The sequence below is a fragment of the Corallococcus sp. AB011P genome (assembly GCF_003611605.1).
Classification (GTDB): domain Bacteria; phylum Myxococcota; class Myxococcia; order Myxococcales; family Myxococcaceae; genus Corallococcus; species Corallococcus coralloides.
Genome location: NZ_RAVX01000035.1, coordinates 1 through 26,183 on the forward strand (window position 1 = coordinate 1; position 26,183 = coordinate 26,183).

Annotated in this window: 26 protein-coding genes and 2 pseudogenes; 8 read left to right on the plus strand and 20 right to left on the minus strand. The window is 70.7% G+C overall.

Annotation, left to right across the window (positions count from 1 at the left end; all coding sequences use genetic code 11):
- The coding region (locus D7X30_RS39970; RefSeq protein WP_233592090.1) for a transposase domain-containing protein at window positions 1-362 on the plus strand (362 nt) is incomplete at its 5' end.
- A 146-nt stretch (window positions 363-508) separates the two neighbouring features.
- Here D7X30_RS39970 and D7X30_RS39975 read toward each other — a convergent pair.
- A complete protein-coding gene (locus tag D7X30_RS39975; RefSeq protein WP_120568237.1) occupies window positions 509-1,204 on the minus strand; it encodes a pirin family protein in 696 nt (231 codons plus the stop codon).
- A 108-nt stretch (window positions 1,205-1,312) separates the two neighbouring features.
- Complete coding sequence (locus tag D7X30_RS39980) at window positions 1,313-2,218, minus strand: LysR family transcriptional regulator (RefSeq protein ID WP_120568238.1); 906 nt, start codon at window positions 2,216-2,218, stop codon at window positions 1,313-1,315.
- A gap of 151 nt (window positions 2,219-2,369) precedes the next feature.
- On the opposite strand from D7X30_RS39980, the gene D7X30_RS39985 reads away from it, so the two are divergent.
- Complete coding sequence (locus tag D7X30_RS39985) at window positions 2,370-2,918, plus strand: YceI family protein (protein ID WP_120568239.1); 549 nt, start codon at window positions 2,370-2,372, stop codon at window positions 2,916-2,918.
- A 12-nt stretch (window positions 2,919-2,930) separates the two neighbouring features.
- Here the strand turns inward: D7X30_RS39985 and D7X30_RS39990 are convergent, their stop codons facing one another.
- The 6 genes from D7X30_RS39990 to D7X30_RS40015 form a co-directional block, all read right to left on the minus strand.
- A complete protein-coding gene (locus D7X30_RS39990) occupies window positions 2,931-3,863 on the minus strand; it encodes a DUF4382 domain-containing protein (RefSeq protein WP_120568240.1) in 933 nt (310 codons plus the stop codon).
- Between the two features lie 75 nt (window positions 3,864-3,938).
- Window positions 3,939-4,436, minus strand: a complete 498-nt coding sequence (locus tag D7X30_RS39995) for a hypothetical protein (protein ID WP_120568241.1) — start codon at window positions 4,434-4,436, stop codon at window positions 3,939-3,941.
- Between the two features lie 199 nt (window positions 4,437-4,635).
- A complete protein-coding gene (locus tag D7X30_RS40000; RefSeq protein ID WP_120568242.1) occupies window positions 4,636-5,307 on the minus strand; it encodes a carboxypeptidase-like regulatory domain-containing protein in 672 nt (223 codons plus the stop codon).
- A complete protein-coding gene (locus tag D7X30_RS40005; protein WP_120568243.1) occupies window positions 5,307-6,953 on the minus strand; it encodes a caspase family protein in 1,647 nt (548 codons plus the stop codon). Before D7X30_RS40005 ends, D7X30_RS40000 begins: the two co-directional genes overlap by 1 nt.
- Window positions 6,950-7,738, minus strand: coding sequence for a hypothetical protein (locus tag D7X30_RS40010; protein WP_120568244.1), 789 nt, complete (start codon window positions 7,736-7,738; stop codon window positions 6,950-6,952). The genes D7X30_RS40005 and D7X30_RS40010 overlap by 4 nt, the downstream gene beginning before the upstream one ends.
- 4 nt (window positions 7,739-7,742) lie before the next feature.
- On the minus strand, window positions 7,743-8,372 hold the full coding sequence (locus D7X30_RS40015) for an RNA polymerase sigma factor (RefSeq protein WP_120568245.1): 630 nt from the start codon (window positions 8,370-8,372) through the stop codon (window positions 7,743-7,745).
- Window positions 8,373-8,423: 51 nt separating this feature from the next.
- Between D7X30_RS40015 and D7X30_RS40020 the strand changes: the two genes are divergently transcribed.
- Entirely contained in the window at window positions 8,424-8,684 is a 261-nt protein-coding gene (locus D7X30_RS40020; protein ID WP_120568246.1) for a hypothetical protein, read from the plus strand.
- 17 nt (window positions 8,685-8,701) lie between these two features.
- Here the strand turns inward: D7X30_RS40020 and D7X30_RS40025 are convergent, their stop codons facing one another.
- Both D7X30_RS40025 and D7X30_RS40030 read right to left on the minus strand, forming a co-directional pair.
- Window positions 8,702-9,127 (minus strand): OsmC family protein, encoded by a 426-nt coding sequence (locus D7X30_RS40025; protein WP_120568247.1) that lies wholly within the window; start codon window positions 9,125-9,127, stop codon window positions 8,702-8,704.
- Between the two features lie 176 nt (window positions 9,128-9,303).
- The gene (locus tag D7X30_RS40030) at window positions 9,304-9,924 is read right to left on the minus strand and encodes a class I SAM-dependent methyltransferase (RefSeq protein WP_233592091.1); all 621 of its coding nucleotides are present in this window, start codon (window positions 9,922-9,924) and stop codon (window positions 9,304-9,306) included.
- Between the two features lie 191 nt (window positions 9,925-10,115).
- On the opposite strand from D7X30_RS40030, the gene D7X30_RS42130 reads away from it, so the two are divergent.
- The gene (locus tag D7X30_RS42130) at window positions 10,116-10,451 is read left to right on the plus strand and encodes a hypothetical protein (RefSeq protein ID WP_158619466.1); all 336 of its coding nucleotides are present in this window, start codon (window positions 10,116-10,118) and stop codon (window positions 10,449-10,451) included.
- A 16-nt stretch (window positions 10,452-10,467) separates the two neighbouring features.
- On the opposite strand, the pseudogene D7X30_RS43330 reads toward D7X30_RS42130, so the two are convergent.
- The 3 genes and pseudogenes from D7X30_RS43330 to D7X30_RS40045 form a co-directional block, all read right to left on the minus strand.
- Window positions 10,468-10,868, minus strand: a pseudogene (locus tag D7X30_RS43330) (sorbosone dehydrogenase family protein); the annotation flags it as partial.
- 62 nt (window positions 10,869-10,930) lie between these two features.
- Complete coding sequence (locus tag D7X30_RS40040; protein ID WP_120568249.1) at window positions 10,931-11,728, minus strand: SRPBCC family protein; 798 nt, start codon at window positions 11,726-11,728, stop codon at window positions 10,931-10,933.
- A 131-nt stretch (window positions 11,729-11,859) separates the two neighbouring features.
- A complete protein-coding gene (locus D7X30_RS40045) occupies window positions 11,860-13,098 on the minus strand; it encodes an FAD-dependent oxidoreductase (protein ID WP_120568250.1) in 1,239 nt (412 codons plus the stop codon).
- 206 nt (window positions 13,099-13,304) lie between these two features.
- Between D7X30_RS40045 and D7X30_RS40050 the strand changes: the two genes are divergently transcribed.
- The gene (locus D7X30_RS40050) at window positions 13,305-14,321 is read left to right on the plus strand and encodes an SDR family oxidoreductase (protein ID WP_120568251.1); all 1,017 of its coding nucleotides are present in this window, start codon (window positions 13,305-13,307) and stop codon (window positions 14,319-14,321) included.
- A 10-nt stretch (window positions 14,322-14,331) separates the two neighbouring features.
- On the opposite strand, the gene D7X30_RS40055 is transcribed toward D7X30_RS40050, so the two are convergent.
- From D7X30_RS40055 to D7X30_RS40075, 6 genes and pseudogenes are all read right to left on the minus strand, one after another.
- Window positions 14,332-15,087: a DUF5953 family protein gene (locus D7X30_RS40055; RefSeq protein WP_120568252.1), complete on the minus strand. Its 756-nt coding sequence runs from the start codon at window positions 15,085-15,087 to the stop codon at window positions 14,332-14,334.
- Window positions 15,084-16,001, minus strand: a pseudogene (locus tag D7X30_RS40060) (DUF6310 domain-containing protein). Before D7X30_RS40060 ends, D7X30_RS40055 begins: the two are co-directional and overlap by 4 nt.
- A gap of 32 nt (window positions 16,002-16,033) precedes the next feature.
- Window positions 16,034-16,672, minus strand: a complete 639-nt coding sequence (locus tag D7X30_RS40065) for a hemolysin III family protein (protein ID WP_120568253.1) — start codon at window positions 16,670-16,672, stop codon at window positions 16,034-16,036.
- Between the two features lie 109 nt (window positions 16,673-16,781).
- Window positions 16,782-16,940, minus strand: a complete 159-nt coding sequence (locus D7X30_RS42140; RefSeq protein WP_158619468.1) for a hypothetical protein — start codon at window positions 16,938-16,940, stop codon at window positions 16,782-16,784.
- A 9-nt stretch (window positions 16,941-16,949) separates the two neighbouring features.
- On the minus strand, window positions 16,950-17,168 hold the full coding sequence (locus D7X30_RS40070; protein ID WP_120568254.1) for a hypothetical protein: 219 nt from the start codon (window positions 17,166-17,168) through the stop codon (window positions 16,950-16,952).
- Between the two features lie 32 nt (window positions 17,169-17,200).
- Window positions 17,201-19,375, minus strand: coding sequence for a methyl-accepting chemotaxis protein (locus D7X30_RS40075; protein ID WP_120568255.1), 2,175 nt, complete (start codon window positions 19,373-19,375; stop codon window positions 17,201-17,203).
- Between the two features lie 522 nt (window positions 19,376-19,897).
- Here D7X30_RS40075 and mprF point away from each other — a divergent pair.
- The 3 genes from mprF to D7X30_RS40090 all read left to right on the plus strand — a co-directional run bounded on the left by mprF (window position 19,898) and on the right by D7X30_RS40090 (window position 25,681).
- Window positions 19,898-22,441 carry a bifunctional lysylphosphatidylglycerol flippase/synthetase MprF gene (gene mprF / locus D7X30_RS40080; RefSeq protein WP_120568256.1) on the plus strand — a complete coding sequence of 848 codons (2,544 nt, stop codon included), beginning with the start codon at window positions 19,898-19,900 and terminating at the stop codon, window positions 22,439-22,441.
- Window positions 22,438-23,982 (plus strand): virulence factor family protein, encoded by a 1,545-nt coding sequence (locus tag D7X30_RS40085; protein ID WP_120568257.1) that lies wholly within the window; start codon window positions 22,438-22,440, stop codon window positions 23,980-23,982. The genes mprF and D7X30_RS40085 overlap by 4 nt, the downstream gene beginning before the upstream one ends.
- Window positions 23,983-24,118: 136 nt before the next feature.
- Entirely contained in the window at window positions 24,119-25,681 is a 1,563-nt protein-coding gene (locus D7X30_RS40090) for a carboxylesterase/lipase family protein (protein WP_120568258.1), read from the plus strand.
- 77 nt (window positions 25,682-25,758) lie between these two features.
- On the opposite strand, the gene D7X30_RS40095 is transcribed toward D7X30_RS40090, so the two are convergent.
- On the minus strand, window positions 25,759-26,151 hold the full coding sequence (locus tag D7X30_RS40095; protein ID WP_120568259.1) for a hypothetical protein: 393 nt from the start codon (window positions 26,149-26,151) through the stop codon (window positions 25,759-25,761).
- Window positions 26,152-26,183: the final 32 nt, after the last annotated feature.

Consider the following 26,183-nt stretch of genomic DNA (forward strand, 5'->3'; position numbering starts at 1 on the left):
CCTGCGAGCCGCGCACGTGCTCGAGGCAGCCCAGAAGCGTCGTACGAGCCCGCGAGGCGCGCGCAAGCCTATGCGGTCGACAACACCCCGAAGAGGTGACGCACAATGAAACCCCCATTGCCCTGGGCCGTAAAAACTTTCTCTTTGTCGGCCACGAGGCCGCGGGGGAAAACCTCGCTGGCCTCTATGCACTGGTGGCCACCTGCGAGGCCAACGGCGTCAATCCCGAGGACTACCTCGCGGATGTCCTGCTGCGCGTCCAGACGCACCCACACTCGCGCATCGGTGAGCTGCTACCTCACGAGTGGAAGCGGCGACGCGCCGCTGACCCGCTCGAGTCACCCCTCCAGCCCAGTCCCTGAACAGCTCACTTCTCGCGGCGCCCGCCGAGCACGGTCCGCGTCTGTCATCAAGCCTCCCGGCACGTCATTGGCCGGACGGTTACGTAGAAACGACAAGGCCCCCGGATCCACTCAGGGATCCAGGGGCCTTCTTCGTGGCCGTCGCATCAGGCCAGGTCGAACAGCAGGGCCTCCAGCGGCTCGGAGGCGGTGAGCACGAGGCTCGACTCGTCGGACACGGCGACTCCGTCACCGGCCTTCAGGGCCACTCCGTTGAGCGTGCCGCTGCCGCGTGCAATCTGCACCCAGGCGTGACGCCCCTTGGGCAGCGTGTACTCCGCCTTCTCTCCGGGGCTCAGCAGCGTGCTGTTGAGCACCACGTCCTGGTGCACCGTGAGGCTGCCGTCTCGGGCGTCTGGGCTGGCCACCACGCGCCAGCGTCCCTGCCGGTCCTTCTCCGGGAAGAACTTCTGCTCATACTCCGGCTTCAGGCCCTTCTTCTCCGGGATGATCCAGATCTGCAGGAAGTGGACGTCCTCGTTGGAGCCGTTCATCTCGCTGTGCATCACGCCCGTGCCGGCCGTCATGCGTTGCACCTCTCCGGCGCGCAGGAGCCCCTGGCCTCCCGTGCTGTCACGGTGCGCGATGGCGCCGCTCAGCGGGTAGGTGATGATCTCCATGTCCCGGTGCGGGTGCGTGTCGAAGCCCTCGCCGGCCTGCACGCGGTCCTCGTTGATGACGCGCAGGGAACGGAAGCCCATGTTCTCGGGGTCGAAGTAGCTCGCGAACGAGAAGGTGTGATGCGAATCCAGCCAGCCGTGGTTGGCGTGACCGCGTGCTTCGGAAGGGCGAACGTTCATCATGGTGTGTGCTTCCTTTCGAGACACAACATGCGCTCCGGAACGCCACCTGGCCAGACGCGAACCTCGGGACACATCGTTCCATCCACGGAACGAAACGCCCGCACTGTCTCAGCGCTTCGCCCGCTTGCTCGTTCCCACATTCGCGGGCCAGTGCTCGCGCAGGAAGTCCACGAAGGCCATCACCTTGGGCACGTGGTGGCGCGTGGGCGGGTAGACGGCGTGCACCGGCGCTCCCGTGGAGCTCCAATCCGGCAGCACGCGCTGGAGCCGGCCCGTGCCCAGGTCCTCCATGCAATTCAATCCGGGCAGCAGCGCGATGCCGGAGCCCGACAGCGCCACCGCGTGCAGCATGTCCGGCTCGTTCACCGCCAGCCGCCCGGCGACCTTGACCTCGACCGCACGCCCGGGCGCGTGCAGCGTCCAGACGTTGCCTTCCAGCGCCTTGCCGAAGAAGAGGCAGTCGTGCTTCGCCAGGTCCGCGGGCACACGCGGCGCGCCCCGCGCCTCCAGGTACTCGGGCGAGGCCACCACCACGCGCTCGATGTCTCCCAGCCTTCGCGCCATCAGCGATGAGTCCGGCAGCTTTCCGGCCCGCACCGCCAGGTCGAAGCCTTCCTCCATCAGGTCCACCGCGCGGTCCGTGCAGAGCAACTCCAGCTGCACCTCCGGGTACTGCTCCATGAAGCGCGCCACCAACGGTGCGAGGAAGTTGACCGACAAGGGCGTCGTCACGCGCAGGAGCCCGTGCGGGCCCGCCTGCAGGCGCGTCACCGCCAGCTCCGCGGCCTCCGCTTCCGCGACGATGCGCTCGCAGTGCGCGTAGTACGCGCGGCCCACTTCCGTCAGGTGCAGCGTGCGCGTGGTTCGCTGGAGCAGCTGCGCTCCCACTCGCTCCTCCAGCTCGGAGACCTTGCGGCTCACGGTGGACTTGGGCATGCGCAGCGCCTTCGCCGCCGCCGTGAAGCTGCCCGCCTGGACCACCCGGGCGAAGACGAGGAGTTCGTTGAGGTCCATGGCCCTTGCCTCGTGCAGGCGCAGGACTGTTCCAGCAGTGGAACAGTGCATCCTGTTCGTCCCGTCTAATCCGGAACGTGGGGGGCCGCTACCTTACGCCTCGTTGAAACACACCGCCGCTGCCGCGGCGCTCACGACAAGGAAGACGACCATGGCCACCACCACCTGGAACATCGACACCACGCACACGGGCATCCACTTCAGCGTCCGCCACATGGTCGTCGCGAAGGTGCGCGGCAGCTTCACGAAGTTCGGCGGCACCATCACCCTGGATGACGCGAACCCCACGGCGTCTGCCGTCACCGTCTCCATCGAGACGGCGAGCATCAGCACCGGCGTCGACCAGCGCGACAACCACCTTCGCTCGCCCGACTTCTTCGACGTGGAGAAGTTCCCCGCCATCACCTTCCAGAGCACGAAGGTGGAGCCCTCCGGCAAGCACCTGAAGGTGACGGGGCAGCTGTCCATCCGCGGCATCAGCCGCGAGGTCGTCCTGGAGGCCGAGCAGCTGGGCATCGCCAAGGACCCCTGGGGCAACACCAAGGCCGCTTTCGAGGCCAAGACGTCCATCAACCGCAGCGACTTCGGCCTGACGTGGAACCAGGCCCTGGAGGCGGGCGGCGTGCTGGTGGGCGAGAAGATTGAAATCGCCCTCGAGGTCCAGGCCGCCCAGGCGCAGTCGGGCGAGAAGGCGGCCTGAACCCCGAAGTGACTACTCGACGACGTCGAAGGACGTCAGGACGAAGTCCACGTTGGACTCCGCGCCTGAGCCGACCGTGGCGGTCGCCGGGCGCGTGATGTCCGTGCTGAAGGTCACGCCCTCCGGGCCCACCAGGTCCACCTGGTAGGTGCCGGGCAGCAGGTACTTGAAGTCCGCCACGTAGCGGGTGGCCGTGCTGGCGCTGAAGGACAGCGTCTCGCGGCTGCCGTCGGCGTTGATCAGCACCGCGGAGAAGCTGGCCAGCTGCGTGGGGCCCAGGGGCAGGGACACGCTGCCCGCCTCCAGAGACACCTCCACGTTGCCGGAGAACTCCAGGTCCGCTCCCTTGATGATGGGCCGCATGACCCACTTGCCAGAGTTGCCGGCCTCCTTGCCGAAGCTCTGCGCCACGTCGAAGTCCACCAGGATGACCTTCTGGTCGTCATCGCTGGTGATGGTGACGTCCGCGTCCTTGTCGAACTTCACCTTGAGGCCGGAGCTGCTGGCGCTCGGCATGTGCAGGTCGCCGTCCACCTGGGCCCCCTCGGGCAGGCCCTCGTAGTTGGCGGAGGTGGCGAAGATGCGGCTCGTGCCGTCCTGCTTCACCTGGATGTAGCCGCCGGTGATGACGAAGCGCAGCTCCTTGTAGGTACCGGCCGGCACCTCCGCGTCCTTCACCAGGTCCGCGGTGTCGTTGGCCAGCGTGAGCAGGTCGGTGGTGACGGGCTCGCTCAGGAGCACCACGTCGCCCTTGCCGTCCTTGTCTCCGTCCACGCTGCCCTTCAGGTAGACCTTCGAGATGGTCACGACGGCCTTCTCGATGCCGTCGCCGGGGGCGTCAGTCAGCTTCAGGGTGACGCGGGCGTTGCTGTCGCCGCAGGCCGCGAGGAACAGGAGTCCCGTGGCCAGGAGCAGGTTTGAAGTCAGGTGTCGCAGGGTCTTCATGGGGCAGCCTTTGTTGGATTCAGGGAAGAACGCGGGAGGAGACCCTCCCGCGTCCGGACCGGCCACGACGTTGGTTCAGCCGATGGCAGGCCAGCAGCGGCCTTCCTGGCAGGACAGCGAATCGCAGCAGGCGTCATCACCCTCGACGGAGCACTCGTTGCCTTCAGGGATGCACTGGGGACCGGCGTCGATGCCGCCGCCCGAGCCGCCGTCCGTCGTGCCCGCGTCGGGCTCGCTGGTGCCACCATCCGTGGGCGTCTCGCCTTCGTCGTCGCACGGGCCCAGCGTGTCGCCGTGGCGCAGGTGCGCGGCGACCGCGGGCAGGCCCACCGTGATGGAGTGCGCGTTGGCGGGATTGCCGGGCGGAATGTGGCAGAGCGTGACGCGGCCAGGGCCACCGGGCGCGGTGCCACCATCCGCGGCGGGCGCTTCTCCGGCGGCGCCGCCCAGGTTGTCATCACCCGTGGCGAGCGACGGATCCTCCGAGTCCGTGGGGCCTCCGCAGCCCAGGGACAGCATCGTCGCGCACAACACCATCCATGCCGCGGAAGAGCGAGCGGTCGGGATACGCATGGTCATCCTCCTGTGAAACGAGGCGGTGGGGGGCCGCTTGGGGAGCGGAGTGCCTCGTTGTCAGAAAGACCCGGGTGCTCGCGAGGTGGCCACAACTCCAGACGGGCCGCGAAGTGTGAGGCGACGGACGGTCTGGATATGTGTGGCTTTGCGGAAAGCTCTCTTCGCAGCGGAAGCCGTCGCGAACCGGCAACGAATTTCAGTGGCTGTCTTCAGGGCTTTTCACGCCGCGGCCATCCATCGCGGAACGGCCGTCACCGCCACAGCCCGCCAACGCGCAGCGCTCCTCGGCGGAGGAGCCGTCGGGGACGAGCTCCACGTTCAGCACCGTCTGCTTGCCCGCGTCCACGCAGTCCTGCACGGATGCGGAGATGAAGCCGCGTGCGGAGACGCTGAGGCCGTAGCAGCCTTCCGGCAGCGGCCCCAGGTGCCGGGGCACATCGTCATCGAGCCCCGACGCCTCGATGGGGGTGCCGTCCACGGTGACGGTCGCCTCCGCCACCTTCCGGTTGCCCCGGGTGTGGAGCTTCACGAAGAAGGTGCCGCCAGCGCGCGGCGAGACGTCCGCGACGTCCACGGACTGGCCGCCCTGCACGGTGAGCGGCACGCGTGCGGCCTTGTTCGCGGTGGCCAGGACGAAGAGCTCCGCCGGGCCCGCGGGCACGTCCTCCAGCGTGAAGCGGCCCTGCGCGTCCACGCCGCTGCGCACGCCGGGCGCGCCCAGCACGGTCACCACCGCGACGGCGGGGTCGAACTCCGTGAGCCGGCCGCGCACGGTGCCCGCGCGGAAGGGCTCGTTGTCCAGGCTTCCGCACGCGCCCAGGCCCAGGCCGAGCGACGACAGCGTCAGGATCAGGCATTGGCGGCGCATCAGAAGCGGTACCCCACGCCGGCGTTTCCGCCGATGAAGCCCACGGCCTGTCCCTGCCCGTCCACCACCACGTACGTCAGCATCCCGTGGCCCTGGGCGGTGAGCTCCAACCGCTCCCCCAGGCGCCACGCCAGTCCGCCCACCACACCGGGGCTGACGGTGAAGTAGCGCTGGCCTCCCGAATAGGCCTCCACGTCGAAAGACCTGCCCAGGTACAGCGCGGCCACACGCGGGCCCGCGAACAGCGTCAGCCGCTCCCAGCGCCACAGGTACGGCACCGCCGCGCCCAGCGTGAACGTGGTGTAGCCGAAGGGCACCTCGCTGCCGGGCGCCACCTGGAGCTTCTGGCGTCCACGTCCCAGCCCCATGTCCAGCATCAGGCCCAGGTCCTGGAGCGGCAGGTCCTCCAGCCGCAGCACCACGCCCACCTGGGGAGAGGCGGGCAACAGCTCGCGCTGGCTCCTGCCGTCCGCGAAGGACATCATCCCGCCCACGAGCGACAGCGCGCGGCGCGGGATGGCGTCCGACAGCAGGCGCTCCAGCGGCAGGCGCTCGCCCCGGGCCACGTCCACTTCGCGCCGCACGAGCACGGCGTCGCCCTTGGTGAGCTCCACCGTGCGCCGGCCCGGGCCCACCGCGGCGCCTCCCGGCAGCTCCAGGCGCGGCTCGCCGTCCACCTTGAGCAGGAAGCCGTCCAGGCGCGGGTTGTAGGAGAAGAGCTCCGGTTGGCCCGTGCGGTCGATGCGGCCGGCGAGGATGACCGGATCCGCGCCCACCTCCATGATTTCGGCGGACGGCCGCTGGCGGCCTTCCGTGAAGGTGAAGGTGCGGCGGCGCGAATAGTCGTGCGCCTCCGTGGCGGTGACGGCGCCGTCCGCGTTGCGGTCCGCCGCGCCGCCCAGGCCCTCGATGAGGAAGTACGTGTAGATGTCGTTGCGCAGGCCCTCGTCCTCGCGCGCCGTCTCGCCCCAGTCGCTGGCGGCGAACACCATGGACGCCCGGGACGACTCCTCCAGGGGGCGCGCGTAGAAGCCGGACTTGATGCCCGCGAGCTCCACCTCCAGCTCGTGGGGCAGCAGCGACTTGCCGCTTCCGCTGTGGCAGGTGGCCAGCACCAGCAGCCGCCGCCGGCTGGGCAGCTGTTCGAACTCCGCCTTCAGCGCGTCCATGGAGAGCGCCGTCTGCGGGATGGCGCGGTAGGACGCGTCTCGCGTGACGAGGTAGCGCGTGAGCTCCCCGCGGCCGTCGCGCGCGAGCGTGCCGTGCGCGGACAGGTACACCATCACCACGTCGTCGGGCCGGGTGGCTTCACGCCGCAGCTGGCGCAGCGCCGCGAGGATGGCATCGCGGGTCGTCTCCTCCGGGCGCGTGAGGACACGCACCTGGTCGAAGTGGCCTCGCGCGGGGTCCTTCAGCGCCGCGGCCAGGTCGCTGGCGTCCTTGGAAGAGAAGCGCAGGGCGCGCCACTGCGGATCATCGAAGACCGACACGCCCACGAGCAGCGCGAGCCGCCGGGGCGTGTACGCGCGCGACAGGTCCGCGGCGTCGAGCCGCAGTGGCACGAGCCCGCCCTTGTCTCCGGCCGTGGCGGACGGGCCCGCGCAGGCGCAGAGGAGGACGAGCAGCAGGGGAAGGAGGCGCCTCACGGGGCCAGAGTCTGACTGGATTGGACCCGCACGTCGAACCTCACCACGGTCCCCGGGCGTGCATCCGGGCTACCATCCGCGGCGAGCGCGGCGAGTGCGTCCTGCTCCGATGTGGGCTCACCGGGAGCGAAGGCCACCAGCGCCAGCGACAGCCGGCCCTCGTCCGACTCCATGCTCACGCCCGCGAGGCCGTCAGGCCCCTCCAGGTCGTGGGTTCCCGCTGCCAGGGGGAAGCGTCCAAGCAGCTCCGGGGCATCCTGCTCCCGCTGCTGGTAGAGCAGCGCGGTGCCGGACTCCGTGGCGTGGTAGCGCAGGAGCAGCACCTCGTCGCTGGTGACGTCCGCCCCGGAGTCCAGCCGGCGCAGGACCCCGTCGGTGCTCCGCGCGACCACGGCCAACTCCAGGGAGATGCGGCCCCCCGGGCCCTTCTCACCGGTCCACTCGGTGGCACCTCGCGTGGGCCCCTTCACCAGCGGCACCAGCACCACCATCAGCACGGAGGCCGCGATCGCGCCGGCCATCCATCCCAGGTACCGGCCTGGCGGCGGGGCGAAGCGGCGGGCGCGGGGCGGGGCGCGCAGCGGGATGACCTCCGCTTCGGGCTTCCTCGCGGGCGCCAGCGCCAGGAGCAGCGCGTCCGCCTGTCCGTCGAGCGGATCCGCGTGTGTGGCGAGGAACGTCTCACAGACCTCGCAGGGCGAGGCCAGGTGCTCGCGGAACCAGGCGACGGCGGCGGGGTCGCGCCCGGCGAGCTCGGCCATCGCGGTGGCATCCAGGTGTCTCATGGCTTCAATCCCACCGTCCGGCGAGCACCCGCAAGAGGAGCTCGCGCTTGATGCGCCCGCGAAATCGCTCCAGCCGCATGGTGACCGTGCTCTTTCCCACGCCGAGCTGCTCGGCGATCTCCCGCGCGGAGAGCTGACCCTCGATGTAGAAGAGCTGCACGGTCTTCTTCTCCTCGCCTTCGGGCAGCTCCGCGATGAGCTGCCGCACCACCTGGATGTCCCGCTCCACCTGGAGCGTGGGTGGCAGGGCAGGCACCGTCTCCGGCGTCGGGTCCGTCAGTTCCTCCTCCATCCGCTGGAGCAGGCTGCGGCGCTCCAGCCGCGTGCGCGCCCGGTTGCGCGCGATGGTCAACAACCAGGGGGTGAAGGCCCCTGCCGACTTCAGCTGGGGCAGCCCCCGGAACGCCCTCACGTAGGACTCCTGTAGGACGTCCTCCGCCTCGTCGGGATCCAATGTGCCGAAACCCGCGACCAGCCGGGCCACCAAGGGGCGGGTGCGACGGTATAGCTCGCTGAAGGCGGACGACTCCCCCCTCGTCGCGCGCCGAACCGCGTCCGTGACATCGTCCGTCTCACCCACCTGCGCAGAAGACCTCCTGGTGGGCGAATCGGCCACGGGCCCTGATTCTTCCACGGCTTTCGCGGCTAGAGTGAAGCCTTCACCGTCCAGCGGAAGGGGTGGCGCATGCGGCGGAAATGGATGATGGCGCTGGCCGCGGTGGGAGGGCTCCTGGCGGCCTGTGGCCCCGCGGACGCTCCCCCGGTGGATGGCCCGCCCGGGGAAGACCTTCCGGGGGACGCGCTCGACCCGTCCGCGGAGGAGCCCGGCACGGCGGATCATGCGCTCACGCCGTGCCTGAGCCAGTGCTACGCGACCTGCGTGGGCAACACGCCCGAGGTCGTCGCGTGCCGGCAGGACTGCCGCGACGCGTGCGCCGGCGGCTGAGGCCGGCGCGAGGCCCCTCAGGTCGCGAGCTTCGCCTTCAGCGTGATGTTCACGCCGCCGAGCGCCTTGGAGACGGGGCAGCCCTTCTTGGTCTCCTCGGCGATCTTCTGGAACCGGGCGTCGTCGGCGCCGGGGATGGTGGCCTCGGTGGTGAGGTCGATGGTGGTGATGGCGAAGCCGTCACCCTGCTTGTCCAGGTGCACGTCCGCGCTCGTCTGGATGCGCGTGGGCTTCAGGCCCGCCTTCTCCAGTCCCACCGACAGGGCCATGGAGAAGCACCCGGAGAGCGCCGCGCCGATGAGCTCCTCCGGGTTGCTGCCCTGCTGTCCCTCGAAGCGGGTGCCGACCGAGAAGGGGACCTCCGCGGCGTGACCGGGCTTCATCGAGCCCTTGCCGTCCTTGAACCCGCCGTTCCACTGCGCACTGCCCTTGCTGATACCCATGGCGTTCTGTCTCCCCATGCGCGGTGCGGCACCGTGCCGCGTCCGTTGCGTTCGCGCGGCGGAAGGGTAGGGCGCTCACCGCGGCGCGGCGGTCCTGTTGGTGGACAGGTGCTGGGGACTGCCGGGGAGTGGACGCTCCCGCGCGCGAAGGCCTGGGTTCTGGACGGTTGGGGCCGTCAGGGGCTCACGGCGGGCCGCAGGAAGAGCAGGTAGTGGTCCGGCAGGTCGTTGTACTCGGAGGTGATGACGTAGCCCGCGGCCTGCACGGCGGCGACGAGCGGGGGACGCATGGCCCTGAGGTGTGTCACCGCGATGCGGCCCTGGGGCGCAAGCGAGGGACGCAGCCGCGTGAGGTAGTCCACCCGGTCCGCGAAGAAGTGATCCACCTCCGAGAGGAGGATCAAATCGTACGCGCCCGCTTCGAGCCCCGGCGCGTCCGGGGCCACCTTGCGCACCTCGATGTTCTTGCGTCCGAGGACCCGCGCGCGGAGCCGCTGGATGACTTCGTCGTTGATGTCGGTGGCGACGACCTGGCCCGTGGGGCCCACCGCCTCCGCGAGCCGCTGCGTGAAGTATCCCAGCCCGGCTCCAACGTCCGCGACCCGCTGCCCCGGGGAGAGCCCCAGCGCGGCGACGAACCGGGCGGGCTGACGGGAGCGGTCATACGCGGCATCCACGCCTTCGACACTCCCGACGCCATGCAGCTCCGTGGGTGGCTCCGGCGCGGAGGCCTCCACGGGCGCGGGTGGCGCTTCCGCCTTGCTCTCGGAGCGGCAGGCACCGGCCGTCGTGACCATGGCGAGACACAGACTCCAACGCGTCAGGAAAGGGAACACCGCCAGCGGACGGAAGAGAGCCATTGCGAGCACCGGAGTGGGAAAGGAACAGCAGGGGTCAAAGTCAAACGCCCCGGTTGCGCAGGATATCGCTTTCTGCCGGACTGTGGGGACGCGAGGCATTTCCGCCTCCGTCACCTGGAGCCTCCCGCATGCGAAACATGATCCGCGCTTTGGTTTTGACGACCTTCTCCGTGGGTCTCCTCTCCGCCTGTGGCCCGGCGTCGGAGCAGGATGCGTCGCCGCCCGCCGGTGAGGCCGCGCAGGTGGAGCAGGGCATTGGCAAGACGCCCGACTGTGCCATGGGCGAATACGTGGCGGATCAGGTCATCTGGTCCTCGACCTGCGCCGCGTGTCGCGAGGTGGGCGGCGACGGCTCCTGGCCGCAGGGCTCCTACGGCCGGAGCGGTACGCTCTACCAGACGTGCTGCGGTGACAACGGCTGCGGCAACTGGCAGACCATCCGGCCGGTCTGCATGGGCTGCTAGGCATTGCCTTGCAGCGCTTCGCGGTCACCTTCCCCATCGTGTTGCTGGCGTCATCCGCGACCAGCAACGCGTCGTCCGGCAGCACCGTGACGCCCACCGGCCGGCCATGCACCCGGGCCTGGGCCGCGTCGGCGATGAAGCCCGTGAGGGAGTCCTCCGGCGGGCCGGAGGGCTTCCCGTCCTTGAACGGCACGAACACGACCTTGTGGCCAGACCGCTCCGCGCGATGAACGCGCCACCCCGGTACTTCTCCGGAAACTCCAGGCGCAGCGACGCGGTGTGGGAACCCAGGGGCACGTCCGGCACCAGGTCGTCGCGCTCGTTCACCGCGGTCCACAGCGTGCCCGGGGCCCAGCCCATGCCCACGGGGTTGCGCAGGCCGTCCGCGTAGCGCGTCACCTCGAAGCCCTCCGGCGATGACGGACGGATCCGCCCGGCGCACGGGTGTTGAGTTGTGGGAAGGGCAGGACGCCCGCGGCTCAAGGAGTGAACACGTTCCGCACGTAGCCACCCACCTTCTGCTTGAAGAACCCGTAGCCCTTCGGCGCGTCCTCCGTGGGAATCGCTCCGGTCTCCGCCAGACTCTTGAAGCTGCGCAGCACCTTCCTCACCTGCATGGCGGGGACGCCGCGCATCCGCTTCGCCAGCGCCTCGCCCAGCGCGCCGCCCGGGGGCGAGAAGGCCTGGTGCAACGTCACCTCCGTGCCCCCGTCGGGAGCGGGCCGGAAGCGCACCCACCCTCGCGTCTTCACGGGGCTGTCCTCCGTGGACTCCCAGCTGTGGAACTCCGGCGAGCGCTCCTCCACGAGGCGCGAGTCCCAGCTCACCTCGCGTCCCAGCGGCCCGTGGATCCGAAAGTGCCGGCCGTCACCGGCCGTGGGCGTGACCTCCGCGAAGTGTTCCATCAGGCGGCTCAGCGTGGAGGGTTCACGCCACAGGCGGTAGAGCTCCTCCACCGGACGTCCCACCGTGAGCGTGTGCTCCACCTCGATGAGCTGTCCGTGCCGCGCTTCCCCGCCTGTCAATGCGCGGCGGGCCTTCCGAGCGACCGAGGAGAGCGCGCGCCGCTGGGATTGCAGGCCCTGGTAGAGCAGGGCGCCGCCGGCCAGGGCCACCACCGTGCCCCCGAGCGAGCGGCGCTTCATCCCCACGGACATCATCGTTCCCGCGACCACCACCGCGGCGGTCAGCTTCCATTGGCCGGAGCGGAGCTCCTCGCGGGCCTCGGTTGCCTGGGAGCGGACTTCTCGCAGGGCTGTCGTTCGTGAGCTCGTCATGGTTCCTCCTGGCCTGACGCGCAGGAGGGTGATGCACGGGCGTCAGGCACTCCCCGCGAAGCTTTGGGCCAGGATGCGCCGGGACAACCGTGCCTGGAGCCAGGACGGAGGAAGCGGCGCTCCGGCGGTCCTCAGTGCAGGGGTGAAGCAGCCGGCGTGTGGATGTGCTCGGGGCGAACGCCCAGGCCTATCAGGCGCGCGGGGATGCGGCGCAGCGCGGGGATGCGCTTCACCAGCCGGAGGCTCAAGGGCAGCCGGCCGTTGCGGAAAGCGCGCTTCCGGAGCGCTGGGGCCACCACGCGGTTTTGGATGAGCACCTGCGCTCGCTGGGTGAGACGGGTGGGGAGCTCGCGGCGCTGCTGGACGCGGCGCAGATCCTCGGTGGTGACACGCCGGGCGAGCAGGGGACCCGCGAGCAGGTTGGCGGTGGCCACGGCATCCTGCACCGCCAGGTTGATGCCCACGCCGCCCACGGGCGACATCGCGTGCGCCGCGTCGCCAATGCACAGCAGGCCGGGCTGATACCAGGTGCGCAGCCGATCCACCCGCACGGTCAGCAGCTTCACGTCGTCCCAGCTTCGGATTTCACCGGCGCGGTCGGCGAGGAACGGCGCCTGCTTCACGAGTTCGGCCCGGAAGGACTCCAGGCCGCGCGCCTGGACGGACGCGATGCCGCCCTTGGGGATGACCCGGCCGCACTGCCACTGGTCGCCCCGGTTGATGAGCAGGAAGAGCGCTCCGCGCTCGAAGTGGCCCAGGGGCGGGCTGGGGTCGTCAGGTCTGCGCGTCACTCGGAACCAGAGCACGTCCATGGGGGCGCCCAGGTTCTGGACCTCCAGGCCGGACTGCTGCCGCAGCGTGGACTTCCGGCCGTCCGCCGCCACCACCAGCGACGCGCGCACCTCCAGCGTGCCCGCTGGCGTCCGCGCGCGGACACCGACGACCTGGCCCTGGTCGCGCACGAGGTCCGTTACCTCCGTGCGGCGGAGCAACTGGAAGGTCGGGTACATGGCGGCCTTGCGCGCGAGGAAGTCGAGCAGGTCCCACTGCGGCATGAAGGCCAGGTAGCGCGCGTGCGTGGGGAGGTGGCGGAAGTCCCCCACGGTGACTTCGTGCGCGCCGACCTGGAAGCGCAGATCCAGGATCTTCGAGTGGGGAAGGGCGAGCAGCTCGTCCAGCCAGCCCAGCTCGTGCACCAGCTCCAGCGTGGACGGGTGGAGCGTGTCGCCCCGGAAGTCGCGGAGGAAGTCCGCGTGCTTCTCCAGCACCGTCACCTCCACGCCGGCCCGGGCGAGCAGGAGCCCCAGCATCATTCCCGCCGGACCTCCGCCCGCGATGCAGCACTGTGTGGTGATCGTCGGGTCGGCCATGGTGGTTTCTCCTCGGATGAAGGGTCCATCCCTCCATGAGGCGCGGCACCTGGAGTGGCGGCCGATGTGGCGTGCGGTGTCTGACAGTCATTGCGCGTGTCGTGGGCCCGGGTGTCGCCCATTGGTCCGTTGACATGAATGCCTTTCCCAGTGCCTCCCGGACCCGCTTAGGTCGCACGGCTTTCCCCATGGTCAGGAGCGACACGATGGAATCGGATGACAACAGCAACCCGCCTTCACGCCGCCAGGTGGTGGGCGGGCTGGCGACGGGCCTCGCCGCCGTGTTCGCCACGACGCCCGCCGCGGCGGCTCCGGACGCGGGCACGGCCCCTGCGCCCGCGCAGCCGCTCCAGAATCCCGTCGCCCTTTACGCGAAGCCGCCGTTCGAGAAGCAGTCGCAGCCCTGGCCGGGCCTGGCGAGCAAGATGAACCCCCGGCCCGACCACGGCGAGAAGAGCTACAAGGGCTCTGGCCGCCTCGCGGGCCGCAAGGCGCTCATCACTGGCGGGGACTCCGGTATCGGTCGCGCGGCCGCCATCGCCTACGCGCGCGAGGGCGCGGACGTGGCCATCAACTACCTGCCGGCGGAGGAGCCGGATGCGCAGGAGGTGGTGGCGCTGATCAAGGCGGAGGGACGCAAAGCGGTGGCGCTGCCCGGGGACATCCGGACGGAGGCCGTCTGCAAGAAGCTGGTCGCGGACGCGGTGGCGAAGCTGGGGGGGCTGGACATCCTGGTCAACAACGCCGCCAGGCAGGCGACGCAGGACTCCATCCTGGACATCACCAGCGAGCAGTTCGACTGGACGGTGAAGACGAACCTCTACGCGATGTTCTGGATCACCAAGGCCGCGGTGCCGCACCTCAAGCCGGGGTCCGCCATCATCAACACCACGTCGGTGAACGCGTACGACCCGTCCGAGAACCTGCTCGACTACGCGATGACCAAGGGCGGCATCATGATCTTCACCAAGGCCCTGGCGAAGCAGCTGGCGAAGCAGGGCATCCGGGTGAATGGAGTCGCGCCGGGTCCGTTCTGGACGCCGCTGCAGGTGAGCGGAGGTCAGACGCAGGAGAACCTGGTCAAGTTCGGGGAGAACACGCCCATGGGCCGCCCTGGTCAGCCGGCGGAGCTCGCGTCCGTGTACGTGGAGCTCGCCAGCGCCCAGGCCAGCTACACCACCGGGCAGATCTACGGCGCGTCCGGCGGACGCGGCAATCCCTGACGCGCCCGGGTCAAGGCTCCCCGCGCCCGCCGATTTCAGGGAAGCGCTCATAGGCCCGTTTGAGCGCTTCCAGATGGGCGGGGTCGTCCAGGTCGAGGGGCGCCTCCGTCAGCTGCACGATCCACCCGCCCGTCGCCGTGCGCCGCGCCCGTGAGAGCCATTCGGTGTCGCGAGCAGGGTCCGGGAACCCGATGGCCCTTGCGGCGGCATCCGACCAGTAGTTCAGCCAACCGAGGTAGTAGGGAATCTCCGGCGAGCGGATGTGCTCGAAGAGCTTCAGGGCGGGCAGCCCCCGAGGCGGAGCCGGCGGTCCTTCCCGCGTGGGGGCGATCTGATAGGCGATGTCCAGCGCAGCGTCGTCTGGCGCCGCACGCCCCCAGAATGCGCGTGCGCCCTCCGATACGGCTTCAAGCATATCCGCCGCTGCCGCGAAAACGGCCGCATCCTGCGGTAGCTTCGCATTTATTTGTAACTGCGGCTGGCGGCCAGCGCTTGCACTGGCAAAGCGGTACATCCCGGAAATGGTCACGGGGTAGCTCTCGTCGCCGTTGCATAGCAGCGGAAGCTTTCCGCGTGTTGCTGCCTCAGCGAGCCAGGCCTCGCGTTGCGGTAACGGGACGGGACGGCCTTCTTTGTCGACCTCCCACTCCAGGCGCAAGCCGGGCAGCGCCAGTTCCATGCCGCGGACGATAGCGAGTGGACGGCCGTCGCGCCCCTCGAGTGGAGGGGCATAGACGGTCAATTCGAGGCGCTTTCGCATGGTCATCGGTTGCACCCCGTGACAACGACGTTGAGGCGTGGATCCTCTCGAACCAGCGCTGCTTTGTGTGCAGCACTGCTCACTCCCACGATGAAGTCATACCCTCATGCCTCCGCGATGGCTCGGTCCTTCTGAAGCTCTTCCACTTGTTCTTCAATCACCCGATCCCGCAGAAAGTCACTATACGTGTCGAATTGGTGGGTCTTGATTTCCCACAGCACACGCACGCCGACTTGCAGCGCATCAAACCGCTTGCCGTTCACGAGCACGTCGTTACCGGGGTAGCGGTTGGGCGGGAATTTGTCGGCGCATTCGTTGTGCGCGTTGTCCTCGCCCGCGTGAGGCACCGGAACCGGCTCACAACTGGCGCGCCGCGTCCGGTCCACGGGCACGGGGGGCACGGGGGGCTTCCAGTCCTTCCCCGCTGGCTCCGGCTCCAGCTCGGGCTTCCGCTTCGCTACCGCTTCCCGAGACGCCGCCATTCTTCCTCGCGAGGCCCCTGCCTCCTCGGGATAGAGGTGGCGTAGCTCATAGGCGTCCCATTCCTCCTTGATGGCGACGGCGACCACCACCACGCCCAGGACGATGACGGCTCCCACGGCGATTTCAGGGGCCGCCAGCACGCAGAACCCGAGTCCGATGGTCGCGGCGTCAGCGGAGGCGACCGTGCATCTCCCCGTGGTGTCGTGGAACTCGACCCGGTCATGGTCGAGCGCCGGATAGCACCGCTCCACCAGCACGGGCCAAGGCTGGGACGCTTCGCGAACGACGCACTGCCCATCGTCTCGCCAGGGCAGCGCCGCCGCTCGCTGGAGGTTGGCGAACCGTCTGCCGCGGGCCGCGGGCTCCTTCGTGATGGGCTCTGTCGCGGCGCAGCCCGAAATGAACAGCAAGATTGCGATGCACGCGCGCAAACGCATGTCCACGGCCTGTTCTCGAAGGCAAGGCGCCCCTACCGCCCCACGAAGTCCAGCAGCACAGCGTAGTGCGTGGCGGCCGCGGCGACGACCATGACGTGGAACACCTCGTGGTAGCCGAAGACGTGGGGGATGGGATCCGGCCAACGGCGCGCGTACACCACCGCGCCCACGGCGTAGAGCATGGCTCCGAAGAAGAGCCAGCCCACGCGGCCCTGGCCCATCACCCCGGGCAGGTTCCAGAATACCGGGGCCGCCACGAAGCCCAGCGCCACGTAGAGCCCCGAGCGCAGGCCTCGCGACGCGGAGATGCCCGCGAGCGTCAGCGTGGCTCCCGTCAGCGCCGCGCCCCACATCACCCAGAGCAGCCGCTGGCTCAGGCCCCCCATGGGGTCCAGCGTCGCCAGCGGCGTGAAGCTCCCGGCGATGAGGATGAAGATGGCCGCGTGGTCGAACCGGCGGATCCGCTGGTACGTCGCCGCGCTCCACGTGGGCCAGTGATAGCCGCCGCTCACACCGAACATCAGCACCAGGCTGCAGCCGAACACCAGGTTCGACGCGTACTGCATGCCCTGCACCGGCAGCTGCGCCAGCCGCACGCAGCCCACCAGCGCCGCCACGAACGCGATGACGTGGGACAGGCCGCGCAACCGGGGCTTCAGACTCTCTTCCATGGCGGTGCTCGTACTTCCCGCACGTCATGGCTTCGTCAGCGCCCGCGCGCCTCCGCGCCCCGGACGTCGCGTTCTCCACGCATCGCCCCGGACGAGTGTCGCCAGGACGTCAGCGCGGGGCCCCGGACGGCACCCGGCACGCGGCGTGGCCCAGGACGACGTCCCCGTCGACGGTGCTCGTCGGTGTGGGTGTCCAGCCGGCGCGCAGCCGCGCGTCCAGCAACTCATCCGCGGTAGGGCAGCGGTCCCACACGGAGACCGAAGTCACGCCGCCCAGTCAGGTGGTGTCGAAGACGAGATAGCGCGTCTCCTCCCAGGGCAGCACCACGTCGTGGGTGAACTCGTCCTGGACCACCACCGCCGCCACGTCGCGCGGCGGCTTGCTCGCGAAGCCCCAGCGGACCACGTCCTGGAGCAACGTGAGCGGCGCGAGCTGCCGCTCCAGGGCGGCGCGCCGCTCGGGGGACAGCCCGGAGTGGTCGGTCAGGGGCACCATGGCCCGGAGTGTAGCCGGGCCGGGCCCGGGCTTCACGCCGCCGCGGGCTTCTGCTGGTCGTCCAGCGTGCCGGAGCGCAGCGCCTTGCTCGCGGCCCCCGACATGACCTCCGCCAGCGTCTGCACGGAGTGCGTGACGGTGCGCGTCTCCTCCACGGCCTGCAGCGTGCGCTGCATCTGGCCGGACAGCTCCTGGATGGCCTGGGCAATCTGGTGCGTGCCCGAGTCCTGCTGCGCCACGGCCTGGGTGATCTGCCGCACGCTGCCCGTGGTGTCTCCGATGATGCTCGTCAGCTTCTGCAGCTGCGCGCCGGAGCCGCGGACCGCGTCCAGGCTCACCTGCACGCGCGCCTCGCCCTGCTCGCTCATCTGCGCGGCCTCGCGCATGCTCATGCTCACGCCGTCGAGCACGTCGCGGATGCGCTCGGTGGCGCGGATGGACTGGTCCGCCAGCCGGCGCATCTCCTTGGCCACCACGCCAAAGCCCTTGCCGCTGTCGCCGTTGCGCACCGCCTCGATGGCGGCGTTGATGGCCAGCATGTTGGACTGGTCCGCCAGCGTCTTCACGTCGTCGACGATGCTGGACACCTCTCGGGTGCGCTCGTCGAGCGCGAGGATGCGCGCGGCCATCCCCGACACCTCCGTGCGGATGGCGGCCAGGTCCGTCAGCGTGCGCTCCAGGGCGGCGCCACCCTCGCGCCCCACCGCCTCCGCGCTCTCCGCGGACGCCGCGAGCACGCGCGCCTTGTCCGCCGTCAGGTGCGAGCCCTGGCGGATCTCCTCCACCGTCGCCTCCAGCTCGCGCAGCGCGGCGGCCTGGCGGCTGATGCCCACGGTCTGCTCCTCGCTGGAGGTGTGCAGCTGCTGCACGACGGCGGCGAGCTCGTCCGCGCCGCGGCCCATGCCCTCGGCCAAGAGGCGCACGTCCTTGCGGCGCGCGTCCAGCTGGTGCGTGTACTCCGCCAGCGAGCGCACCACCTCCGCGGAGCGCCGCGCCACGATGGCCACGAGCGACAGCGTGAGCGCGAAGAAGCCCCAGTGCACCTGGCTGTCGGTGGCCTCCATCACGCCCAGCATCGGCAGGGTGCTCAGCAGGAGCACGAAGGTGAGGACCCCCAGGCCCGCGACGAAGATGCGCGCGTCCTTGTTGCCCTTGAAGGACTCCACCACCGCGACCCCCACGCACACCAGCAGTCCGGGCAGCGAGTAGAGGATGAAGGCGGACAGCAGCCGCCACGCGGAGCCCAGGTCCATCACCACGATGATCGCCTGGAGGATGGCCGGCACGGTGACGACCGCCGCGCCCCTGCGGAACCAGCGCAGCTTGTCCGTGCCCACCGTGTCGGAGATGAACCACGCCAGGCCGGGCAGGATGGCGTACGAGCCCAGCAGCGTGAGGACGCTGCCGGTGGCCGCCTTGCCCCAGAGCGCAGGGAACAGGCCGCTGGAGCCGAGCAGCAGCGCGCCCGAGCCCGCGGAGAACACCGTCAGTGCGGCGAGCATCCGCCACTGGCGGCGCAGGAGCGCGGCGCACAGCGACACCGCGCCAATGCCGACCAGCAGCGTCCCCATGACGAAGGGCGCCAGGCCCAAGCGCGTCACCTCCGCGAGCAGCGCCTGGTGCGAGCCCACCTTCGCGTCGCGGGTGACACCGATGGCGGGCCCATGCGCCTGGATGCGCAGGAGCACGCGGTGGCCCATCGACGCGGGCGGCACGGGCACCAGGTGCCAGACCATGTTCTCCATGAGCTCCTGGCCGCCGGGGGCCAGCGTCCCGCTGGTGTAGACGCGCTGGCCGCTGGCGTAGACCTCGAAGGCGTTGGCGACGTTGCCCAGGAAGAGGGCGGGCTCCAGCCACGGGCCCTGGGGCACGGGGATGCTCAGCCAGAGGAAGGTGTTCGTCCCGCGGCCCGGCGGCTCCTGGAGCGCGCTCGCGGCCTGCCAGCCCGCCGCGTCCTCCGGCTCCGTCGCCCACGTGGGGACGCCGTCAGGGCCCAGCGGCGAGTCTCCCCAGCGATAGCGCCACCCGTCGAGCGCGGGCTGGGACGCCGTCCCAGCGGCCTCCGCCCGGGCGGCGGGCGCGGCCGCGAGGAGCATCAGCAGCACGGACCCCACGGCCGCGAGCCGCGAGGCGAGGAGCTTCCGGGAGCCGCGGAAGGAGGGATGCCGGGGCAACAAGTCGAGAGCGAAGACGCGGGAGCGACACATTCAAGACACATGCTCCAGCGCGAGGGGGTCAAAAGTAAAATGGGTCCCTGATGCCTCCCCGCCGTGCCTCCAGCCGCTGCGTTTCACGCGCTGTTCACAACACAGACGGAGCGGACCGGACAGAATCGTAAAACATGAAATTGTTCTCGGAATCGGTGTGACGTGGGTCCTGTCGCGCAACCCTACCCCAAGGGTCCGCTGCTCCTCTGGGGAGCCCTGGCTTCCGGGCGTGGAGGGCCCGCGTGTCCCGAAGGGGGACGGGCTTGCGAGGGCCCGGCGTGGCGCCGCCTGCGACGGCGCGAGGAGGGACTCCTGGTGCGTCTGTACCCAGGTCCCATGCGTGGCTTCAGTACAGGCGTCCTCCCGCGCGCCGTAGCGGCACGACGCCTGGCCGTCCCTCCCGGGAAGGTGGGGCGAGGTGCCACGGCTGGGGCCTTTCGGGCGGAGGACTGCCCTCGTGTCTCCTCTTCGTGAGGCATGGCACGCCGGATGCTGCGTCCTCCCGGTCAGGGGAGAGCCGGCATGTCGAAGGTCCAGAGAGTCCTCACCACGGCGCTGCCACTGCTCCTGCTGTGCGTGGCGGCGTATGTGCTGCACCGCGAGTTGTCGCACTACCGCCGCGAGGACGTGAGCGCGGGCCTCGCGGCCGTGACGGCGAGTCGCATCCTCCTGTCCCTGGCCGTGACGGTCGTGAACTACGCGGCGCTCACGCTGTACGACGTGCTGGCGCTGGGGCACGCGGGGCACCGGATTCCCTATCCGCGCGTGGGGCTCACATCCTTCGTGGGGTACGCCTTCGGGCACAACCTGGGCGCGTCGTTCCTGAGCGGCGGGTCGGTGCGCTACCGGCTGTATTCCGCGTGGGGGCTCACCGCGTTGGACGTCGCGCGGGTGTCCGCGTTCAACGCGCTCACGTTCTGGCTGGGCCTGGCCGCCGTCACCGGCATGTCGTTGCTCCTGGAGGGCGGGGGCGGGGTGCTGTCCCTGTCCACTCCCGTGGCGCACGGAGTGGGGGCCGCGCTGGGATTGCTGCTCGTGGGCTATTTCGTGGCGTGCGCCACCGTGCGCAAGCCGCTGCGTGTTCGCGGCCTGGAGTGGACGTTGCCCACGCCCGCGCGGGCGCTGGCGCAGCTGGTGGTGTCCTGCGGGGACTGGGTGCTGGCGGCGACGGTGCTGTGGGTGCTGCTGCCCCCGGACAGCGTGTCGCTGCCGTCGCTCACCGCGCTGTTCGCGCTGGCGCAGCTGGCGGGCATCGCCAGCCAGGTGCCCGCGGGCCTGGGTGTCTTCGAGACGGTGATGCTCTCCGCGCTCACGCCCCGCGTGCCCGCGCCGCAGGTCGTGGGCGTGCTGCTCGTGTACCGGCTCGTCTACTACCTGCTGCCCTTCACGGTGGCGGCGCTGCTGCTCGCGGGGCATGAGCTGCTCCAGCGCCGTCACCACCTCACGCGGCTGGCGAAGGTGGTGCACAGCTCGTTCGCGCCGGTGGTGCCGTGGGCCGCGTCGGCGGTGGCGTTCGTGGCGGGCACGGTGCTGCTCTTCTCCGGCGCGACGCCGCCCGTCGCCGAGCGGCTGGCGCTGCTGCGCCGGCTGGTGCCGCTGCCGCTCCTGGAGGTGTCACACCTGCTGGGCAGCCTGGTGGGCGTGTCGCTGCTCCTGCTCGCGCGCGGGCTCCAGCGGCGCCTGGACGCGGCCTATGTGCTGACGCAGGTGCTGCTGGTGGCGGGCGCGGTGTTCTCCGTGGTGAAGGGCGTGGACTACGAGGAGGCCACGCTGCTGCTCGTCCTGGCCGCGGCGCTGGCTCCGTTCCATCAGCAGTTCTACCGGCACACGTCGCTGTTCGCGGAGGCCTTCAGCCCCGGGTGGCTCCTGGCCACGGCGGCGGTGGTGGGCGCGTCGGTGTGGCTGGGGCTCTTCTCCTTCCGGCACGTCGAGTACCGCAACGACCTCTGGTGGCACTTCGCCTTCTCCGGCGACGCGCCACGTTTCCTTCGCGCCAGCGTGGGCGTGCTGGGGGCGACGGTCGTGGCGGGGCTGGCCGCGCTCCTGCGGCCGGCGGCGCCGCGCACGCATCCTCCGACGGTGGAGGAGCTGCAACGGGTGCGTCCCCTGGTGGCGAGCTCCCCGGAGTCCATGGCCTCGCTGGCGCTGGTGGGGGACAAGTCCCTGCTGCTCAACGACGCGGGCACCGCGTTCCTCATGTACGGCGTGTCGGGGCGGGCGTGGGTGTCCATGGGCGACCCGGTGGGGCCGCCGGACGCGGCGACGGAGCTGGCGTGGCGCTTCCTGGAGCTGGCGGACCGGCACCACGGCTGGGCGTGCTTCTACCAGGTGGGGCCGGGGGCGCTGCCGCGCTACCTGGACCTGGGGCTCACGCTGCTCAAGCTGGGCGAGGAGGCCACCGTGCCGCTCCCGGACTTCAACCTGGAGGGGCCGGAGCGCCGGGGCCTGCGCCACGGCATGCGCCACATGGAGCGCGAGGGATGGACCTTCGAGGTGCAGCCGCGCGAGGCCGTGCCGGAGCTGCTGCCCCAGCTGCGGGCCATCTCCGACGCGTGGCTCGCGGAGAAGCACACGCGTGAGAAGGGCTTCAGCCTGGGCTGCTTCTCCCCGCGCTACCTGGAGCAGGGGCCGGTGGCGCTGGTGCGCCGGAGCGGCGTGCTCATGGGCTTCGCCAACGTGTGGGCCCCGGACACGAAGGAGGAGCTGAGCGTGGACCTCATGCGCTACCAGCCGGGCAGTCCCCATGGGGCCATGGACTTCCTCTTCACGTCGCTGATGCTGTGGGGCCGGCGGCAGGGCTTCCAGCGCTTCAACCTGGGCATGGCGCCCTTCAGCGGCTTCGAGGCGCGCGCGCTCGCGCCCATGTGGAACCGGCTGGGCGCGCTCCTGTTCCGGCACGGCGAGCACTTCTACAACTTCCAGGGGCTGCGCCACTACAAGGAGAAGTTCCGTCCGGACTGGGCGCCGCGCTACCTGGCCTCGCCGGGCGGGCTCGCGCTGCCGGGCGTGCTCGCGGGCGTGGCGTCGCTGGTGTCGCGCGGGCTGGGTGGAGTGGTGGCGAGATGAGGAGGCGCGCGAAGGGGTTCCTGGTGGGGGCCGTGCTCGTGCTGGCGCTGGCGCTCATCCCCTGGGCTCGCACGTGCGCGGCGCCCTCCGTCGCGCCGGCCCCGGTGGCGGTCCCCGTGCACCAACCTCCCGTCGCGCCGCGCGTGGAGACGCTGCACCCCGGAGGCCGCTTTGGCTACGTCACGGTGGTGACGCCCCCGGGGAGGCCCGGGACGGTGGTGCTCCTGCTGGCGGATGGGCCCGCGGATCAGGGCCGGGCGCTGAAGCTGTCCACGGCGCTGGCTTCGCACGGCGCGCTGGTGCTCGGCGTGGACGCCGGGGCCTTCCTGCGCGCCCTGGAGAAGGGCACCCGGTGCGCGTATCCGGCGGGCGACCTGGAGCTCCTGAGCCAGGGCTACCAGCGGCACGCGCAGCTGCCCGAGTACCTGCACCCCGTCCTCGTGGGGGACGGCGCGGGCGCGGCGCTGGCCTACGCGGCGCTGGCCCAGGCTCCGCCGGGCACGTTCCGGGGCGCGGTGAGCGTGGACTTCACGCCGGAGCTGACGACGTCCGCGGCCTTCTGTCCGGGCGCGGGACTCGTGCGCTCACGCTCGGACAAGGGCCGGCGGGAGCGGCTGGCCCCGGCGCGTGCGCTGAATCAACCGTGGGTGCTGCTCGGCGCGGACCGGGATCCGGCTCATCCGGTGAAGGCGGCGCACGACTTCACCCGCTCGCTGACGACGGCCCGCGTGCTGACGGTGCCGGGGCCGGGCCTGGCCCGCATGCCTGTGGAGGCATGGCGGGGGGCGCTGCTGGCCGCGCATGATGCCGCCGCCGCGCCGCTCCCCGCGGAGGGGCCGCCGCCGGTCTCCACGCCAGCGTCGCCTCCAGACGCTGGCACCCCGGGGCTCTCCGGAGACACGTCGGTGGAGGGGCTGTCGCTGGTGGAGGTCCCCGCGACGCCGGACGTCCCGGGCGACACGCTGGCGCTCTTCGTCACCGGCGATGGCGGCTGGGCCAGCCTGGACCAGTCCGTCTCCAGGTCGCTCGCCGCGCAGGGCATCCCCGTCGTGGGCTTCAACTCGCTGCGCTACTTCTGGAAGCGCCGCACGCCGGAGCAGACGTCCGCGGACGTGGCCCGCGCGCTGCGCCACTTCCTGTCCGCGTGGGGCAAGCAGCGCGTGGTGTTGCTGGGCTATTCGCGCGGCGCGGACGTGGTGCCGGCCATCGCCGCGCGCCTGCCGGAGGACCTGCGCGAGCGCGTGCGGATGGCCGTGCTGCTCGCTCCCGGCAAGGAGGCGGAGTTCGAGGTGCACGTCACGGACCTCTTCGGCGGCAGGGGCCAGCCCACGGCCGCGGTGCTCCCGGACGTGCAGGCCCTGAAGGGGACGCCCGTGCTCTGCGTCTACGGTGACGAGGAGCTGTCCGACAGCCTCTGCCCCACGCTGTCCGGCGTGCCCGGCGCCCGCGCCGTACTGCTCAAGGGTGGACATCACTTCGACGGGGACTACGCCGCCATCGCCCGGACTGTCCTGCGGGAACTCGGTATGGCATTGCCCTGATGCTCCAGGGTCTGGGGCCGCGTCGGCTGGCGGACGGGTGATTGTCTTTGGGTCCCAATGCATTGACTTGCATGGGTGAAACCTCTACTTCGCACCGGCCCGGTCCTGGCGCCGGGTCTCGTGGGGGGTTCCAAACATGGTCCAGCAGTCGGCTCCCGTCGTCAGCACGGTCGAAGGACAGCTCCAAGGCGTCGTCGAGGAAGGGGTGTATGCCTTCAAGGGCATTCCCTACGCCCAGCCTCCCGTGGGCGCGCTGCGGTGGCGTCCTCCCGCTCCGGTCATGCCCTGGAAGCACATCCGGCAGGCGTCCACGTTCGGCAAGTCCTCGCTCCAGTCGCGTGATGAATGCATCGCGGGCGGCGGCGGCGACCCGTACCCGATGGGCGAGGATTGTCTTTATCTCAACGTCTGGACGCCCCGCGTGGACCCCCAGGCGAAGCTGCCCGTCATCGTGTGGATCCACGGCGGCGCGTATGTGATTGGCGCGAGCGGCCTGCCCCCGTACGACGGCGTGCCCATGGCGTCCCGGGACGCCATCCTCGTCACGCTCAACTACCGCCTGGGGCACCTGGGCTTCCTGGCCCACCCGGCGCTCCGGAAGGAGCCCGGCGGCGGCGCGGCCAACTTCGGCCTGCTGGACCAGGTCGCCGCGCTCCAGTGGGTGAACCGCAACATCGCGAAGTTCGGCGGGGACGCGGGCAACGTCACCCTCATCGGCCAGTCCGCGGGCGCCAAGAGCGTGCTGTCCCTCTTCTGCATGGAGGCCGCGAAGCCCCTGTTCCACCGGGGCGTGGCGATGAGCGTGTACGGCCTGGATGAGATGCCGCTGGACAAGGCGCTGCTCAAGGGCGAGGCGCTGATCCGCGGCATGGGCGTGCCGGACGCGGACGCGACGCCGGAGCGCATGCGCAAGCTGCCCGCGGAGTCCTTCTGGCAGCAGCCGCCGGAGCACTCGCTGGCGCCCGTGGCCGTGTGCGGCGACACGGTGCTGCCCCAGTCCATCCTGTCCACCTTCAAGGCGCAGCAGCAGGCGCGTGTGCCGCTCATCCTGGGCAGCACCAGCGACGACGTGAGCGTGATGACCGCCATGGGCCGCGACCCCATGGAGATCCTCCAGGCGCTGCGCGACAACAACGTGCCCATCGGCCTGCTCTACCCGGGCGTGTCACCGGACGAGGAGCTGGCGCGGCAGGTGTGCCGCGACATCGTCTTCACGCTCATCCCCCGGCAGGTCGCGGACCTGCACACCAAGGTCTCCGACGCGTGGCGCTTCTACTTCGAATACACCGCCACCGAGCTGCGCCCGGAGTACCCCGACGGCGTCCCGCACGGCTCGGACATCCCGTACTTCCTGGACACGGTGGCCCGCTGCCCGCCCACTCAGGAGGTGCTCACCGACGAGGACCGCGCGTACTCACGCCAGGTGAGCGGCTGGCTGCTCCAGTTCGCCCGCACGGGTGCGCCCGCGTCCGCGACGGAGTGGCCCAAGCACCAGCAGGGTGAGGACCGCACCCTGCGCATGCAGCAGCCGCCGAAGGTGGAGCACAACTTCATGCAGCTGCGCCTCAACGCCTTCCTGCTCGCGAGCTCCATCATCAACAGCGCGGACCGCCGCTCGGGGGAGAGGTCCGGCGCGCAGCGCAACGCCCACCACGGCGCCACGCCCCAGAAGAAGTCCCGGCCCGAAGGCACGACGTAGTCCCTGAAAAGCGAAGGGCCCGGGCGCGAGCGTTCGCGGCCGGGCCCCCTGCTGCTTCCTGCTTCTCCGCGCGGGCTTTAGCTGCTGAAGAGCACCAGCACGAAGGTGCTCGACTGGGGCAGCTGGAACACGGTGCCCTGGCGCAGCGAGCCCTTGAAGAAGGGCGCCGCGTCGTAGGCGGTGGCGCCCTTCAGGGCCTCCCGGGTGGCCTCCGGCAGCCACCCGCCGTCCTCCAGCTTCACCGTCAGCCGCGTGGGCTTCAGCTCGGCCTGGAGCGCCTGGGCCTCCGCCGCCGGGTACTCCAGCACCGCGAGGAGCTGCGTGTCCGTGGGGCCCAGCCCGCCCTGGATGCCGCGCGGAGACGTGCGCCACTGCACCGCCTGGGGGCGGCGCGGCAGCGTCACGGTCTTCTCCAGCGTCTCCAGGTCCGTCCCCGTCTTCGCCGCAGGCGCGGCCGTCTGTGTCGTCATGGATGCATTCCCCCCTGAGGGCTTGTCGCAGG